Source organism: Streptomyces sp. NPDC025721 (genome assembly GCF_055558595.1).
This window is the reverse complement of the sequence record NZ_JBVHMF010000001.1, coordinates 213,028-227,587: the sequence shown is the minus strand read 5'-3', so window position 1 is coordinate 227,587 and position 14,560 is coordinate 213,028. Positions and strand designations below refer to the sequence as shown.

Sequence of the window (14,560 nt, the reverse complement as noted above, 5' to 3'; positions counted from 1 at the left end):
GCGCGTGAGGCTGAGCTGAGATGCTTGGAAGAGCTAGTAGACCTGAGCCGAAGGACCGAAGGGAGGCGTGACCTCATGGCTTACTCGACGCGCATGGCTGCAGCCCTGTCCGGTGCGACCATGGGCCAGCTTCGGTCCTGGCGCCAGGACCGTGGCAACGGGCCGATACTCCGTCCAGAGCTGACCACCAAGCCGGCCCTTTACTCGTTCCGCGACGTGCTGGCACTCCGCGCCTTCGCTCACCTTCGCCAAGACGTGTCTCTTCAGAAGATCCGCAAGGCCCTGGCGACGCTGAAGAAATTCGGCGAGGTCGGACACCTTTCGAGCTACTCCCTCGTGGCCGACGGCGACTCGATCGTCCTCGTAGGAGAAGACCATGCGACGGACCTCGTAAAACATCCCGGCCAACGAGTCATCGCCACCATGGCGGACATTCTGCAAGAGTTCGCGCCTCGTCCTGGAGTGGTGGTGCCCCACCTGCTGCAGCCCAAGCAGAACGTCAGCGTCGATCCCGAAACGCAGGGCGGACAACCGGTCATCACTGGAACCCGGGTTCCCTTTGACGCCGTGGCAGAACTGGTGGAGGACGGAGTCCCGCCCGAAAAGATCGGCGAATACTATCCGGGGGTAACACCAGAAGCGGCACGCGATGCGATGTCGTTCGCCCTCTACGTTGACAGCTACAGCCCTGGTCAACGCGCCGCCTGATGCGAATTCTCATCGACGAGAACGTCCCAGTGCAGATGCTCGAAATGCTCAGACGACTCCTCCCTGATCACGAGGTTCGTCACGTCAGCGAGATAAAATGGGCGGGCAAGAAAGACCTCGCACTGTTGCCCGACGCCGCACGCAAAGGTTTTCACGCGTTCCTCACCAAGGACGGGCGCCAACTGGAGATTCCGTCGGAAGTCGCTGCGATCAAGAAGTCTGGAATGCACCATATCCGGTTCAGTCACGGCCACAGGGGAATGGCGGGACTTGGCCTAGCCATGGGAGCCGTGATTGCCGCCATGCCGCTGTTAGTTCACGAACTGGAGGATGCAGAAGCACAGCGGTTAGTGCATATCAAGGGCCTCAATCCGGCGAACAAGCACCGTTTCGACCTGACCGACCCGGCGAAGTCGCCTCCGAATTACTGGCCCCGATAGACGCAGTCAAGGCCCCACCGCCCCCACACCGTCGCGAAGCAATTCGGGCCGTTGCATGGGCGGGGCCGCCAGCGCTGCTCGAAGTCTCCTGGCTAGGCGGCTACTCACGTGCTGTGTGGCCTCGGGAAATGACACGAAGGCGGTGTCGGACAGTTCGCCGTCGTGGGGGCGGAGCTCAGCGATTTGGTCCCGGGTGAGAACTCCGCCGTTGAAGATGAAGGCGAGCTGGTCATCCCAGGGGCCGTGGGGTGGGACCCAGTCGACGACGAGGAGGCCGTGGAGGGTGACGTCGAGGCCGAGTTCTTCCTTGAGTTCGCGGCGGGCCGCGTCGTCAGGGGCTTCGTTGGCCTCGGCCATGCCGCCCGGGAGGTCCCAGCCGGGTTTGTAGGTGGGCTTCACCAAGAGGACTCGGCCCTGCTCGTCGCGGAGGAGGACGTCGGCGGAGACGCGCTTGCGGGCCTGGGTGGCGTTGCCTTCGGCGAGGTAGGCGTTCCAGGCTTCGGGGTCGGCGGGAGTGGGCCTCATGGGGTGGCGCCTTTGCTGGGCGGGGGAACGATGTCGGCGAGTAAGAGCATTCTCGCCCGACGCGTTTCGTCAAAACGCTGCAGTAGAGCGCGGACCGGAGGATGACTGCGGTGGACGGCGAGCGCCGTGTGGAGACCGTCGAGCTGGCGGAGCACGCGGATCGAGCCGAGGTTGGGGTCTGCGGCGAGCACGTCGTGGCCGACCGTGACGGCGGCTTCGAGGTCGTCGCAGCGCAGGTGCAGGTCCGCCAGAGTGATCCGGCTCAGGGCGAGTGACCGTGCGCGGTTCGACTCCCGCAAGCGGATGGCATGTTCGGCGCGCGTACGGGCGTCGTCGTGACGTTCGAGGTCGCTCAGTACGAGGGCCGATTCGAGGGCCAGCGCCGCCGCGTCGAAGGGACTGAGCCAGGGTCGTTCCGCCTCCGAGGCGCTGTCGAGAACTTCCTCGGCGCGGCCGAGCGCCCGCAGCGCCGGAGTGGGCTGGCCGACGGCAGCCAGGGCACGCGCGGACATCGCGTGGAGGCGAGCGATCAGGGTGGGGACGATCGGCCCGGCTTCCGCCAGGTCGAGTCCGGTCTGCGCCCAGTGCACGGCTGCTGCCGGGTCCCCGGTCTGGAGGGCGAGATGGCTGGTGCTCGCCGCGATGCTGGCCGCGAGCGGTGTGTCACCGGAGGCGTGAGCGAGGGGCAGAGCGCGGGTGAAGTGGCGCCCGGCCACAGCGTCCTGGCCCGAGTCGTGGGCCATCCATCCCGCCATCTCCGTGAGCACAGCCGCCACCGCGAAGACCTGCGCCGTACCGTCGGCATCGACCAGCCGCGGGCCGATGTTGTCCCGTAAGTGCCGGAGCACGGCACTGTAGAGACGCCCCCTCCGGCCTGACGGTCGGCGGTGCGGAAGGCGTCCATGGCGGCCATGTCGTCGCCATCCGGAAAGGGCTCGCTCACACAGGTGGGCGACGAAGGAGAGGCAGGCTCCCAGGGCCGCTTCGCCAGGCCGAGCAGGTGACCGGGAATCTGGAAGGCGTCGGCGATCTGCTCGAAGATGGCCAGCTTTTCAACCCTGCTCTTGCCGTTCATGTAGTCGCAGAGTCGGCCTTGGGTGATGTCGACGGCCGCGGCAATGCGTCGAGTGCTGACGCCACGGTGGTTGAGCAGTCGGAACAGCGTGCCCATGTCCCGCTCCGCGCAGGCGGCGAGCAGCCGCCGGTCGGCGAGAAGTCCCGCGACGATCTCGCGCGGTTCGCGCTCCGCAACGGTCACGAGCACCTTCTTCCGTACCGGTCTGGTCCGAGGCTACGGCCCGCATCCGCCCCCTGACTCCAACTTGGGGTCACGCGCTGGAGTCTCTTGCGTGCGGCACGCAGTCGTGTACTGAGGGTGCTCCGTTGCTCCTGGTGACGCAACGGTGCGTCGTCAATCCCTCCGTCACGCTTCTGAGAGGTCAAGCACCATGCCCAGCACCGTACTTCCGCGTCATCGCGGCCGACTTCACGTGCAGGGCCGCACATGATGGCCGGCCATCGCGCGAGCCCATTCGGATTCCGGGTCGAAGCCGAGTCCGGGGCGGTGCCCGAAGCTCGGCGCAAGATCGCTGCGCTGGTGCGGAGTTGGGACATACCTCTGGCGGACGGGGCGTTCGAAGACCTGGAACTGCTGTCGACGGAACTGATCACGAACGCCATTCACTACAGCCGAGCCCCGTGTGCGGTGGCCGTGCGGTGGACCGGTATACGGATCCGGGTCGAGGTCACGGACTCGGATCCGGTCCGCCCGCGACCACGCCACGGCTCGGTGGACGCCGAGGACGGGCGGGGTCTGATCCTGGTGGAGGCCCTGTCCGCCGCGTGGGGAAGCAGTCCTGATCCGGCGGGCAAGGTCGTCTGGTTCGAGGTCGGGCCGGATGACCACCACAGCCTCACGGCGGCGTCACAGGATCAGGCGCAACCGTGGAGCACGCCGGGGCTGTGGAGGATCACCACCACCGACGGCTCTGCGACCTCCGGTTACCTGCCCGCGTGGGCCGAGGACGACCCGTCGGAGGTTGGGGTGCCTTCCGACCAACTCCCGTCCCGCCTCGCACACATCAACCACCGGAATTTCTTCGAGGGCCTGATGATGCCGATCGTCGCGCCGGACCACTGGGACGGAGCCGAGGAGGACGCCGTCCTGGAGGGAAGCATCGACTGCGACCCGTACGACGAGGACCCGCACCTCCGAGTGCCAGTCGTCAACCTCCAGGTCTGCGTGGGGCGCTGGATCCTCGGCCTGGACCCGCCGGGAGTCGCCGAGGCCGCCGCGAAGCTCCGCGCCCACGCCAACTTCCTCGACGAGAAGGTACGCCCCGCGCTCATCGCCGCCCGCGAGGACTGGGCCGCCCACCAACCGTCAGCCCAGCATCGCTCGCCAGCCTCAGGCCCGGCGGGCCGCACATAACCCGCACACTCGGCGCCCCGGCCCTTCCCCCTCCCTGTTGGCGCGGCTGTGCGAGCGCCCATGGAGAGCCCCGGCGCCAGTGGACGTCATCGGTTACCGGACCCCGGACTGCACGACGTCACGCCTTCAGGGTGCCGAGGAGGTCCCAGCAGTCACGGGCGAACCAGAAGCCTTATCGATTCCCCAGATCAGGAGGACAGCATCATGACCACAGCCACGCAGATCGACAGTGGTGTCGAGTCACGCACTCGGGACCCGAAGGAACTCCTCAACGCCGTCCAGCCGCACATCGCGCACCTGACCGTCAATATCCGCGACAGCGGCATGACGCTCTGGGACCGCGAGATCGCCCTCCTGCTGCGTGACCACACCATGGTCCGCGACATGGCTGAACGGATCCTCGGCAACGCCGTCATGTACACCCTCGCCTGCATCGAGCACCCCGAGGTGCACCTCGGGGTCGGCAAACTCGTCGACATCGGCGTCCACCAACTCATCCTCGACACGCCTGTCTGGTTCGCCCTCTGCGATCTCTACAACGGCGGGCGGTACAAGCACCACGCTCCGTTCATCGAGCGCCGCAGCGACGGACTGTGCCTGCGCACTGCGGACTTCCTCACCTCGATCGGCTTCGAGATCGACACCGAGCTGTGGGCGATCGACGGCACGGACTGCTCGCCGTGCGACAACAAGGTCCCCGACAGCCACTGAACCGAACGGTGCCTCGCCCGTCCGGTGCCTACGGGCATCATGGGGCGGGGCGCCGCCTTCTTCCGCAAGCAGAGGACAGATATGCCTGCGCAACACGACATCGTCGCCGAGACCGAACTGTGGGACACCTACTCCCGCACTGCCTTCAAGGACGAAGCCGAGCCGGTCTTCCGCTGGACGCAGTACGCCGGTCACGGACCCGGCCCTGAGCTCCTGGGTGACCCGGGCAGCGTCCTGGAGATCGGCTGCGGCACCGGACGCGCGCTCGCGCACCTGGCGCAGAGCGGCGTGAAGGCCACAGGCGTGGACCTGTCTCCGGTGATGGTCGAGAAGATCTCCGAGCGCTGGGCCCCGTCGGGAGCGCAGTTCCACTGCGCCGAAGTGCTGGATTACCTCGGCTCCACCGCGGAGACCTACGACGCGGTGTACTCGATCTTCGGCGCGGCCTGGTTCGCCGACCCGTCGAAGCTCTTCCCGCTCGTCCGCCGCCGGCTCAATCCCGGCGGGACCTTCGTCTTCTCCCAGCCACCCGCGATCCCGGGCGCCTACGGCCCACAGGGCATGTACAAGGGTGGCTTCGCGGGGAAGGCCATGTTCACCTACCGCTACAGCTACCGCCCGCCCGTATGGGAACGCCTGCTGGCCCGGGCCGGTTTCACCGATGCCCAAGCCCGCGTCCTCGACGCCCCCGAACCCGACCACATCGGTACGCTCCTGGTCCGCGCCCAGGCGTGACGCCGGGCCCAGCCCACGTCGCCCCCGCCGAACGGCCGGAGCCTTTCGCTGTGCGCGGCCGGATTGCCCTTTGTGGACGTCCCCGATCCCATCGTCGGCTCCAGGGACAGCGCAGACGGGGCATTCGTCGCGCGCATCCGGACCGAGCAAGTTCAACGCCCCGTTGATCGAGCATGGAGGAGGTTTGCGAAGGAAAGGGGAGGCTCCGGAACGGTACCCCTGGACGCAGGTCGGTATCAGCGAACGTCGCTACTACAAGCTATTGCCGCTGTTCGCTCAGAAGGTCAACGGCCGCTACGAGTACGAACTCGACGACGTGGTGACACGCATCAAGGCCCGCCTTAACGGGGCAGACGACGCGCGGGCCGTGCGAGCAGCCGCCCTCGATGTCCTCCGGTCCCAGGGATTCAACGAAGAGGCCGCGCGCAAATGGCTGCAGCGACACCGACCTGAGCAGGCTGTAGACGCCTGGCCGCGCAGTCGGCGGCCAAAGGAGCTGTAGGTACCCGTCGCGGTGCGGTACACCCGTCACCTGTCCTCACCGCGGCAGTGCCCCGCGTGGCTGCGGCCACGACAACCTCGCAGTCGCGCTCCCGCTCACGCACGGCCCCCGCATGCCGGTGCCCCGGCCGCCATCAGACGACCGGGGCACCATAACCGCAGGTCAGCGCCTCGTCACGAGACCTGACCCCGTAGGCCCTGTGGGACTTGAACCCACAACCAATGGATTAAAAGTCCACTGCTCTGCCAATTGAGCTAAGGGCCCGCTCCCCGCAGCATAGCTGGGACCTGCGGGGGAGGCCGAACCGGTTAGGGCCTGTCCGGCGGATCATGGGCGGTCCAGGCGGCGCCTGGCGCCGGACAGGCCCTAGGGCTGGGGGGTGTCCGTGGGGCGGCGGAGGAACCAGTGGCGGGCGGAGACGAGCCACCAGGTGGTGGCGAAGCCGAGGACGACGAGGACGGCGATGGGGGCGTAGTTGAAGGTCTTCCAGGTGATGGGAGAGAGCTGGGGGAGCATGAAGAGGACGGTGATGAGGGCGACCCAGGCGACGGCGACGACGCCGATGGGGCGGGACCAGCGGCCGAGGTGCCAGGGGCCGGGCTCGAAGGCGGGGCCTTTGCGGAGGCGGAGCAGGGTGGGGATGACGTAGGCGATGTAGAGGCCGATGACGGCGATCGAGGTGACGGCGGCGTAGGCGGTGGCGTTGATGAGGTACGGCAGGCCGAGGCAGAGCGCGCCGGCCGCGGCGAGCCAGACGGCGGCGACGGGGGTACGGGTGCGCGGGCTGACGGTGCGCCAGACGCGCGAGTAGGGCAGCGCGCCGTCGCGTGAAAAGGCGTAGATCATACGGCTGTTGGCGGTCACGGATGCCATGCCGCAGAAGAGCTGGGCGCCGATGACGACGAGCAGCAGGAGTTTGCCGCTGGTCGCGCCGAGCGCGTCGAGCAGGATCTGCGCGGGCGGCGCGCCGGTCGGTGAGCCCAACTCGGCGTCGTACGACTGGATCGCGAAGGTGAAGCCGAGCAGCAGCACGAAGCCCGCGATCCAGGACGTCCAGATGGAACGGACGATGCCGCGCGGACCGGCGGTGGCGGCGTCGTGCGTCTCCTCGGTCATGTGCGCGGAGGCGTCGTACCCGGTGAAGGTGTACTGCGCCATCAGCAGGCCGATCAGCACCACGTAAATGCCGCTGCCGAAGCCGGTGTTGTTCACGTAGTGCGTGAACACGAAGCTCGCCGAGCGGTGGTGGTCGGGCACGAAGGCGAGCGCGCCGACGATCAGGCCGACGCCGAGCACGTGCCACCAGACGCTGACGTTGTTCAGGACGGCGACGATCCGTACGCCGAAGGTGTTGAGCAGGCCGTGCAGGAGCAGGATCGCGGCGTAGAGCAGGATCGTCCGGCCGGGGCTGACGCGGAAGTCGAACTGGAGGTTCAGATACGCGCCCAGGAACGACGCGGCGCCGAAGTCGATGCCCGCGGTGACGGCGACCTGGCCGAGGACGTTGAACCAGCCGGTGAACCACGCCCACGCGGCGGCGCTGCGCTCCGGGGCCAGCCGGTGCGCCCAGAAGTACAGGCCCGCGGACGTCGGGTACGCCGAACAGATCTCGGCCATCGCCAGCCCGACGACCAGCGTCATCAGGCCGACCCCGACCCAGCCCCAGGTGATCAGGGCCGGACCGCCGGTGTTCATCCCGAACAGGTACAGCGTCAGACAGCCGGACAGCACCGAGATGATCGTGAACGAGACCGCGTAGTTCGAGAACGCCGACATCCGGCGCGCCAGATTCTGCGTGTAGCCGAGCTGCGCGAGCCGCTCCTCGTCCGACACGGACGAGGAGACGGGAGAGGAAACGGGAGAGGTAACGGGCGAGGAGACGGGAGAGGTGACGGACGAGGAGACGGGAGCGGAATCCGGGGGTACGGAAGAGGCGGAGACAGGGACGTCCTCAGGTGTCATGCCCCAGGCTTCCCGCACCCAGGGCATGACATGCACACGCCCTCAGAAGAGCCGCCCGTACCCGTTCCACCCCGTCCCGACCCGCACCCGCGCGCCGAACTGCCCGTTCGCCGTCGCCGCGTACCGCCACAGGCCGCCCGCCGCGTCCCGCGCCAGCAGATCCGCGCGACCGTCCCGGTTCAGGTCACCGGGGCCGACGAGCACGTTGTACGTGTTCCAGCCCGAGCCGATCCGCACCCGCGCCTTCAGACCGCCCGTGCCGTCGCCGTCGTACCGCCACAGCACGCCGGACGTGTCCCGCGCGACGATGTCGCCGACGCCGTCGCCCGTCAGGTCGCCCGTCCCGACGATCGCCGAGAAGATCCCGAATCCGTGCCCGATCTTGACCCGGGTCCTGAAGGAGCCCGCGCCGTTGTCCGCGTAGAGGTAGAGATCGCCGCCGGGCGTACGCGCGAGCAGGTCGGAGCGGCCGTCGCCGGTCAGATCACCGGGCGAGAGAAGGGAGTTGTAGATGTTCCAGCCGGATCCGATCAGCTTGGACGGCTGGGACCGCAGGAAGGAGCCCTCGCAACCACCCGGATAGGAACGCAGTTGGCCGTCGCTGGTGCGCACCAGCAGATTGCCGCAGCCGTTGTCGTCCAGGTCGTCGAAGGCGAGATACGTGGCGGTGGTCGGCCAGCCGTGGTCGGCGGTCCGGGGCGACAACAGGCCGCCGGAACCATTGCCCACGTACAGCCGCAGAACGCCGCCCGGGGTGAGGCCGACGACTCCGCCGTCGGCTCCGGAGGTGAGGGCGTGGTGGTTGGGGCTGGAACGGGCGACCCCGACCATGCCGGAGGCCGTGGTGCCGGGGCTCAGGCCGTTGGCCGGGGTGGCGGTCAGCGTCCAGCGGTAGGTGCCGTCCGGGGCGTACGCGCCCTTGGCGTTCTTGCCGTCCCAGTTCGCGAAGACCTCCGCGCGGGCCGCCCCGCCGGTGACGGTCGCGAAGAGCGCGCCGGTCGCCGCGTTGCGGAAGTCGATCTTCCACCCGGAGGTGGCACCGCTGAGCACCCACCAGCCCTGCCATCGGCTGTTCGCCTGCCGCGGTCTGACCGGCAGATCGACCTGCGACCAGAGGGCGTTGAGCGCCGACGGGGCGATCCCCGCAGAAATCAGGTGAATTGACGCGTCGGGGGCCGTATACGCGATCCCGCCGCGGTACTTGTCCACCGTCCACGAGAGTCCGCGGTCACCGCCGGGCGCCTTCGGGTCGGCGGGCAGCGCGGCCACGACACGCGTCTTCCCCGCGCCCGACGTGCCCGACCGCACGTCGGTGAGCGTGAGTTGGTCACCGGAGTGGCGTACGACGAAGCCGTCGCCGAGCAGGGCGGGTCCCGCGGGTACGGCGACGGACTTCTTCGCCGTACGGTCGTACACACCGGCCGGACCGTTCGCGCCGCAGGACCAGTACAACAGGCGTCCCAGCGCCTGCACTTCCCTGATCGCGCAGGGCGCGTCGGTGGTGAGCGAGGACGGCGCGGCCGGCCCCGTCGAGTCGTTGCTCCGCAGATCCGTCGAGGTGAGCTGCCCCTTGGCGGCGGTCGCACTCCACAGGATGTCGCCCCACAGCGCCGCCGGGACGGTCGGCCGGGAGATGACCACCTTCCGGTATCCGGGCGAGATGACGTACTGACGGCCGTTGGAGCCACCGTTGTAGAGCGTGAATCTCTCCGACGCGTCCACGATCCGGCCGCCGGTCGCGGCGACCTGGACGCCGTAGAACCCGCCGCCGCTCATGACGTCGACCACGTCACCGCCGACACCGTCGGCACCGTCGCGGATGTAGGCGGTGCCCTGCCCTTCGCTGCCCGCGACCAGGCTGACCGCGCAGTGGCCCGGCGCGCCGCAGGTGGAGACCGGGCTCGGTTCCACGACGGTGTGCGGGGGCCCGGTGACGGGCTGCGGGACCGTTCCCGTCCCCTCGTCCTGTGCGTAGAAACGCGCTCCGGGGACGGCACCCGTCCGGTCCGGCATGCCCTCCATGAAGCTCAGACGGCCTCGGGCCAGCGCGAGCCCGTACCGTACCGGCTTCTCGACCTCGTGGTGGAACAGCGTGACGGGGGCAGCCCCGGACGGCGCGAAACGGTAGGAGTTCCAGTGGTCCGAGTCGGCGCCGCCGCTCACGACCGTGCCGCCGTCCTGCGACGCGGTCGGGGCCGCGGCGTCCGGCAGCGGCTGGGTGACCGGGCCGCCGTCCAGCGGCACCGAGTACAGCGGGTCGGCCCGGCCGTCGTTCCAGACCGAGCCCTTGCGGACGGCGAGCAGCGCGGTGTCGGACAGGGTGACGGCGTACGTGGTGGTGTCGGCGTGCGCCTCGGGCGGCAGGGCGACCGTACGGGGCGCGGCCTGCGGGTCGTCCAGGGAGTAGTACGTCAGAACACCGGCGCTGTACCAGCCGAAGGAACGCGTGTTGCTGAATTTGGGGACGCCCGCGGGTGGCTCCATCGTGCGGACGACGGCGCCGGTCGTGAGGTCCAGGAGGCTGAGGCTCATCTGGCCCGCGACCGTGGTGGCGACCACGACGCGCGTCGCGCGCTCGCCGCGCAGCAGCGTGGCGGTGTACGTGGCGCCCGTGGGCAGCCCGGTCAGCGGGCGCTCGGTGAAGGCGGTCGCGTCCCCGGCAACGGTCAGCAGGTGGACGGTCTGGCCGGTGACGGTGGTGCCGTCGGTGTCGTCCGTCGTCGTGATCACGGCCCACCCGTCGGGCGTGCCGATCGCGCTGCGGTAGGTGTGGCCGGGCGGCAGCGCGAAGTCGACGGCGGTGCCGGCCGCCGGGTCGAGCAGCCGCACGCCCTTCCGGAGGTTCGTGCTGGCGTACCGTTCCGCGCCGCCGGGCAGGAGCACGAGATTGGTGCCCCCGCTGCCGAGCGTCCGCGGCGCCCCGGTCCCGTACGGCACCCACTGGTCGACGCCGCCGAACACCCTCAGGTAGCCGGTGGCGCCGGACGAGACGACCCATTCCTCGGCGAGCACGGGCTTGTTCACCGGCGGCACGACCACGTCGTACGGCGCCGGTTCCGCCGCGGCGGCCGGCCCCGCGCCCGTGAACGGTGCCGCGCCCGCCGCGAGGGCGAGCGATATCGCGACGGCGACGCCGCCGCGGACAAGGGTGCGCTTGGCCACCCGTTCCTCCTGCCGATCCCTGAGGAAGGCGTCCGCAGCGGACGCCTGATGAAGCCCGGAGCACTGGCGAAGAAGCGCGGCTCCGCGCCGCGGGCCGGGTCTCAGAACAGGGACTTGTACGTCTGCCACCCCGTGCCGATCTTCACCCGCGCGCCGAACTGCCCGGTGCCCGTACCGGAGTAGCGCCACAGCACGCCCGCCGCGTCACGGGCGACGAGGTCGGCGCGGCCGTCTCCGGTGATGTCGCCGACGCCGACGAGGGCGTTGTAGACGTTCCAGCCGGAGCCGATTTTGACGCGCGGCTTGAACGTGCCCGCGCCCGTGGCGTCGTAGCGCCACAGCACACCCGCCGCGTCACGGGCGAGCAGATCGGCGCGGCCGTCACCGGTCACATCCTGGGCGCCGACCAGCAGGTTGTACGTGTTCCAGCCGGACCCGATCCTCACCCGCGCCGTGAACACGCCGGCGGCCGTGCCGTCGTACCGCCACAGGACGCCCGCGGCGTCCCGCCCGAGCAGGTCGGGGCGGCCGTCGCCGGTCAGATCGCCGGGCGAGACAAGGGAGTTGTACGTGTTCCAGCCCGACCCGATCACCCTGCGCGACAGTGCGGGTGTGAGCGCCGCGCCGCACTTGCCGTCGTAACGCGTGAGCTGACCGGCGGAGTTGCGCACCAGCAGGTCGTTGCACCGGTTGCCGGTCAGGTCGTTGACCGCGACGAGCGTGGACGACGTCGGCCAGCCCGCCCCCTGCGGGCCGGAACCCCCGCTGACGGAACCGGTGCCCGTACCCGTCCTGATGTCGAGCCGGCCGGCCGAGGTCACCGCGAGCAGGTCGCCGACGCCGTCGCGCGTGTAGTCCCGCGGCTCGGCGCTCCCGCCGTGGACGGCCACGGTGCCGGTGCTCGTGGTGACCGGCACGAGCGCGTCCCGGGTCCACAGGCTCAGTGTCCAGATGTAGTCGCCGGTCACGGGCACGGCGCCGCTGTCCCTGGCACCATCCCAGGTCAGGGAGACGGTGTCCCGGGCGGTGCCGCGGAACGTACGGACGACCGCGGACACCCCCTTCTTCCTCAGCTCCACCGTCCAGTGGGTGATCGGCCCCGTGAGGTCCCACCGCGGTGTCCACGGGGCGTAGTACACCTCCATGAGCGGCTCGTTCCTGGTCGTCAGCACCGTGGTCGCGGTCCTCGGCAGACCGGACGGGACGACGTGGGTCGTGCCGTCGGCGTCCGTGTAGGCGAGGAAGCCGCGGAATTTGTCGAGCGTCCAGACGACGCCGCGGTCGTCCGGGTAGGCGTTCGCGGGGAGGTCCGCGATCGTGCGGTCGACGGCGGTGCCGCCGCGGACGTCGGTCAGGGTGAGCCGGCCGTCGGTGTGCCGCAGGACGTAACCGTCGCCGAGCAGGGCGTTGCCCGCTGGTACGCGGACGGACTTCTTCGTGTCGAGGTCGTGGACACCCGCGGGGCCGTTCGTGCCGCAGGACCAGTAGAGCCAGCGGCCCAGTACCTGGATCTCCCGCGGTACGCACGGCACGTCCGTCGTCACCGTTCCGGTCACGCCGCCGGTGAGGAGGTCGGTCGTGGTGAACCGCCCCGCCGTCGCCGTGGCCGACCACATCGTGTCCCCCCACAGCGTGGCGGTGGTGATCGGGCCCGAGGAGGTGACCTGGCCCTCCGCGAGATTCACGACGTACTGCTTGCCGTTGGAGCCGCTCTCGTACAGCACGTACTGGTTGCCGGCCGCGACGATCCGGCCGCCGCTGGAGTCGAGAAGGACTCCCGACGGGGCGTCCACCGCCTTCACGTAATCGTGCCCTGTGGTGTAGTCCACTTCGATAGCACCGGTGCCGGTCGTGCCCCCGCCGTCGGCGAGCGGCACGCATCGGGCCTGACCGCCGCAGCGCGGGATGGCGTCGTCCATCGGCGTGCCCGAATTGAGCGGCTGCGGCTCGCTGAACAGACCGGGAGTCAGATTGTCGCCCACGTCGGCGGTGTACGTGCGCGAGGTGACGGACGTGCCGGGCGCGGTCTGGACGAAGGTGAGCCGGCCCCGGGCGAGCGAGAGGCCGATCCGCTCGGGGGTGTACGTCGTGAACCGGCCCAGGACGGTGAGGGGACCGTCGACCGCAGGGATCCGGTAGGTGGCCCAGCCGCCGGAACCGTCGCTCCCCTCGGCATAGGAGCCGCCGTCCGAGGCCACACCGGGCTGGCCCGCGTCGTCGAGCAGTACGCGCGCGGGTCCGCCGTCGAGCGGCACGGAGTACAGCGGGTCCCGCCTGCTGTCCTGGATGGTGGCATCCACGTGCACGGCGAGCAGGGCGTCGCCGGTGAGCTTGGTGACGAATTCGGTCGTGTCGCCGCCGGGCACCGCAAGGCGCCGCGGTGCGGCCTGCGGGTCCGCGATCGGCCGCAGTTCGGCCGTGCCGTGGGCGTACCAGCCGAAGGACACGTCGTTGATCAGCGGCAGCCGGGAAATGGAAGCGGCCTCGGGCAGCGGTTGCGAGGACACCAAGGTGCCGGTGGCGAAGTCGATCAGGCCGAGCCGGTGGTCGTCTCCGAGGGAGTAACCCACCGCCAGGCGCGACTGGTTGTTGCGCCAGCCGTCCAGCCCGGTGACGCCCGTCGTGGGCCAGCCGGCCACCGGGCGTTCGGAGAGTTGGCCGTCGGCGGCCGGGGCGAGCAGATGGAGGACTTGCGAGGTGACGTGGCCGCCCGAATCCGTGGCGAGTGTCCGGCTGAGGATCGTCCATCCGGTGCCGTTGGGGAAGAAGGCGAGCGGCGAGTACGCGGGCGGGACCGGGTACTGCGTCCACTTGCCCGAGGCCAGGTCGTAGATCCGCACGAGGTGGTCCAGCGCGGGCAGCACGCCCAGCACTTCGGTGCCGTCGGGGCCAGGCAGCGGCCGGGGGGCGTTGCGCAGCACGCCGAGGTCGCGGGTCACGACGCCGTCGAAGGAGTGCCAGGTGTAGCTGAACGACACAGCGCTGTGGTCGGTGCGTTGGACGTACCCGGTGGCGCCGACGCCGGTCACCGGTCCCCCGGCGGGACCCGTGGTGCCGATCGGCGCGATGGCCGGGTTCTGCGCCGTGTCGGCCGCCGCGCTGCCCGGCAGCGGTCCGAGTCCGAGACCGGCGGTCAGGACGGCGGCGACCACCGCGAGCACCCCGCGCCGCGGCCATCCCAGACGGCGTGACATCCGGTTCCCTCCCCAGGGCATACGCTCCGCCTCCCGGCAGAGTCGGCAGAGCTTAGCAACCGGCTACGCGGACGGGGGGGGGGGGGGGGGGGGGGGGGGGGGGGGGGGGGGGGGGGGGGGGGGGGGGGGGGGGGGGGGGGGGGGGGGGGGGTTGTTTGGGGGGGTGGGGGGGGGGGGAGGGGGGGGAGGA

General features: G+C 70.0%; 12 protein-coding genes and 1 tRNA gene. 7 read left to right on the top strand and 6 right to left on the bottom strand.

The genetic code is table 11. The features are described 5' to 3' along the window. The first annotated feature begins 75 nt into the window (after positions 1–75). Both ACZ4EF_RS01015 and ACZ4EF_RS01010 read left to right on the top strand, forming a co-directional pair. On the top strand, positions 76–708 hold the full coding sequence (locus ACZ4EF_RS01015) for a DUF433 domain-containing protein (RefSeq protein ID WP_223187486.1): 633 nt from the start codon (positions 76–78) through the stop codon (positions 706–708). Then, positions 708–1,148: a DUF5615 family PIN-like protein gene (locus tag ACZ4EF_RS01010; protein WP_467502073.1), complete on the top strand. Its 441-nt coding sequence runs from the start codon at positions 708–710 to the stop codon at positions 1,146–1,148. Before ACZ4EF_RS01015 ends, ACZ4EF_RS01010 begins: the two co-directional genes overlap by 1 nt. 6 nt (positions 1,149–1,154) lie before the next feature. Here the strand turns inward: ACZ4EF_RS01010 and ACZ4EF_RS01005 are convergent, their stop codons facing one another. Together ACZ4EF_RS01005 and ACZ4EF_RS01000 are read right to left on the bottom strand one after the other, a co-directional pair. Next, positions 1,155–1,673, bottom strand: coding sequence for an NUDIX domain-containing protein (locus ACZ4EF_RS01005; protein WP_467502072.1), 519 nt, complete (start codon positions 1,671–1,673; stop codon positions 1,155–1,157). Next, positions 1,670–2,521: a hypothetical protein gene (locus ACZ4EF_RS01000; protein WP_467502070.1), complete on the bottom strand. Its 852-nt coding sequence runs from the start codon at positions 2,519–2,521 to the stop codon at positions 1,670–1,672. Before ACZ4EF_RS01000 ends, ACZ4EF_RS01005 begins: the two co-directional genes overlap by 4 nt. A gap of 152 nt (positions 2,522–2,673) precedes the next feature. Between ACZ4EF_RS01000 and ACZ4EF_RS00995 the strand changes: the two genes are divergently transcribed. The 5 genes from ACZ4EF_RS00995 (at position 2,674) to ACZ4EF_RS00975 (ending at position 6,052) form a co-directional block, all read left to right on the top strand. Continuing rightward, positions 2,674–2,988, top strand: a complete 315-nt coding sequence (locus ACZ4EF_RS00995) for a hypothetical protein (protein ID WP_467502068.1) — start codon at positions 2,674–2,676, stop codon at positions 2,986–2,988. A 189-nt stretch (positions 2,989–3,177) separates the two neighbouring features. Continuing rightward, positions 3,178–4,104, top strand: a complete 927-nt coding sequence (locus ACZ4EF_RS00990) for an ATP-binding protein (protein ID WP_467502067.1) — start codon at positions 3,178–3,180, stop codon at positions 4,102–4,104. Positions 4,105–4,308: 204 nt separating this feature from the next. Then, complete coding sequence (locus ACZ4EF_RS00985; protein WP_391159423.1) at positions 4,309–4,815, top strand: hypothetical protein; 507 nt, start codon at positions 4,309–4,311, stop codon at positions 4,813–4,815. Between the two features lie 81 nt (positions 4,816–4,896). Next, positions 4,897–5,550, top strand: a complete 654-nt coding sequence (locus ACZ4EF_RS00980; RefSeq protein ID WP_467502065.1) for a class I SAM-dependent methyltransferase — start codon at positions 4,897–4,899, stop codon at positions 5,548–5,550. Positions 5,551–5,713: 163 nt separating this feature from the next. Further along, positions 5,714–6,052 (top strand): hypothetical protein, encoded by a 339-nt coding sequence (locus ACZ4EF_RS00975; protein WP_467502063.1) that lies wholly within the window; start codon positions 5,714–5,716, stop codon positions 6,050–6,052. A 191-nt stretch (positions 6,053–6,243) separates the two neighbouring features. On the opposite strand, the gene ACZ4EF_RS00970 is transcribed toward ACZ4EF_RS00975, so the two are convergent. The 4 genes from ACZ4EF_RS00970 to ACZ4EF_RS00955 all read right to left on the bottom strand — a co-directional run bounded on the left by ACZ4EF_RS00970 (position 6,244) and on the right by ACZ4EF_RS00955 (position 14,370). Then, positions 6,244–6,316 (bottom strand) — tRNA-Lys (locus ACZ4EF_RS00970). Positions 6,317–6,418: 102 nt separating this feature from the next. Then, positions 6,419–7,828, bottom strand: coding sequence for an amino acid permease (locus ACZ4EF_RS00965; protein ID WP_355336431.1), 1,410 nt, complete (start codon positions 7,826–7,828; stop codon positions 6,419–6,421). Positions 7,829–8,056: 228 nt separating this feature from the next. Next, positions 8,057–11,176: an FG-GAP-like repeat-containing protein gene (locus ACZ4EF_RS00960; protein ID WP_467502061.1), complete on the bottom strand. Its 3,120-nt coding sequence runs from the start codon at positions 11,174–11,176 to the stop codon at positions 8,057–8,059. A gap of 101 nt (positions 11,177–11,277) precedes the next feature. Then, the gene (locus tag ACZ4EF_RS00955) at positions 11,278–14,370 is read right to left on the bottom strand and encodes an FG-GAP repeat domain-containing protein (RefSeq protein ID WP_467502060.1); all 3,093 of its coding nucleotides are present in this window, start codon (positions 14,368–14,370) and stop codon (positions 11,278–11,280) included. Positions 14,371–14,560: the final 190 nt, after the last annotated feature.

Excerpts from the sequence above, each read along its gene's own strand:
- ACZ4EF_RS01015 (WP_223187486.1), top strand. The coding sequence starts at position 76 with ATGGCTTACTCGACGCGCATGGCTGCAGCCCTGTCCGGTGCGACCATG.
- ACZ4EF_RS01010 (WP_467502073.1), top strand. The coding sequence starts at position 708 with ATGCGAATTCTCATCGACGAGAACGTCCCAGTGCAGATGCTCGAAATG.
- ACZ4EF_RS01005 (WP_467502072.1), bottom strand. The coding sequence starts at position 1,673 with ATGAGGCCCACTCCCGCCGACCCCGAAGCCTGGAACGCCTACCTCGCC.
- ACZ4EF_RS00990 (WP_467502067.1), top strand. The coding sequence starts at position 3,178 with ATGATGGCCGGCCATCGCGCGAGCCCATTCGGATTCCGGGTCGAAGCC.
- ACZ4EF_RS00985 (WP_391159423.1), top strand. The coding sequence starts at position 4,309 with ATGACCACAGCCACGCAGATCGACAGTGGTGTCGAGTCACGCACTCGG.
- ACZ4EF_RS00980 (WP_467502065.1), top strand. The coding sequence starts at position 4,897 with ATGCCTGCGCAACACGACATCGTCGCCGAGACCGAACTGTGGGACACC.
- ACZ4EF_RS00965 (WP_355336431.1), bottom strand. The coding sequence starts at position 7,828 with ATGTCGGCGTTCTCGAACTACGCGGTCTCGTTCACGATCATCTCGGTG.
- ACZ4EF_RS00955 (WP_467502060.1), bottom strand. The coding sequence starts at position 14,370 with ATGTCACGCCGTCTGGGATGGCCGCGGCGCGGGGTGCTCGCGGTGGTC.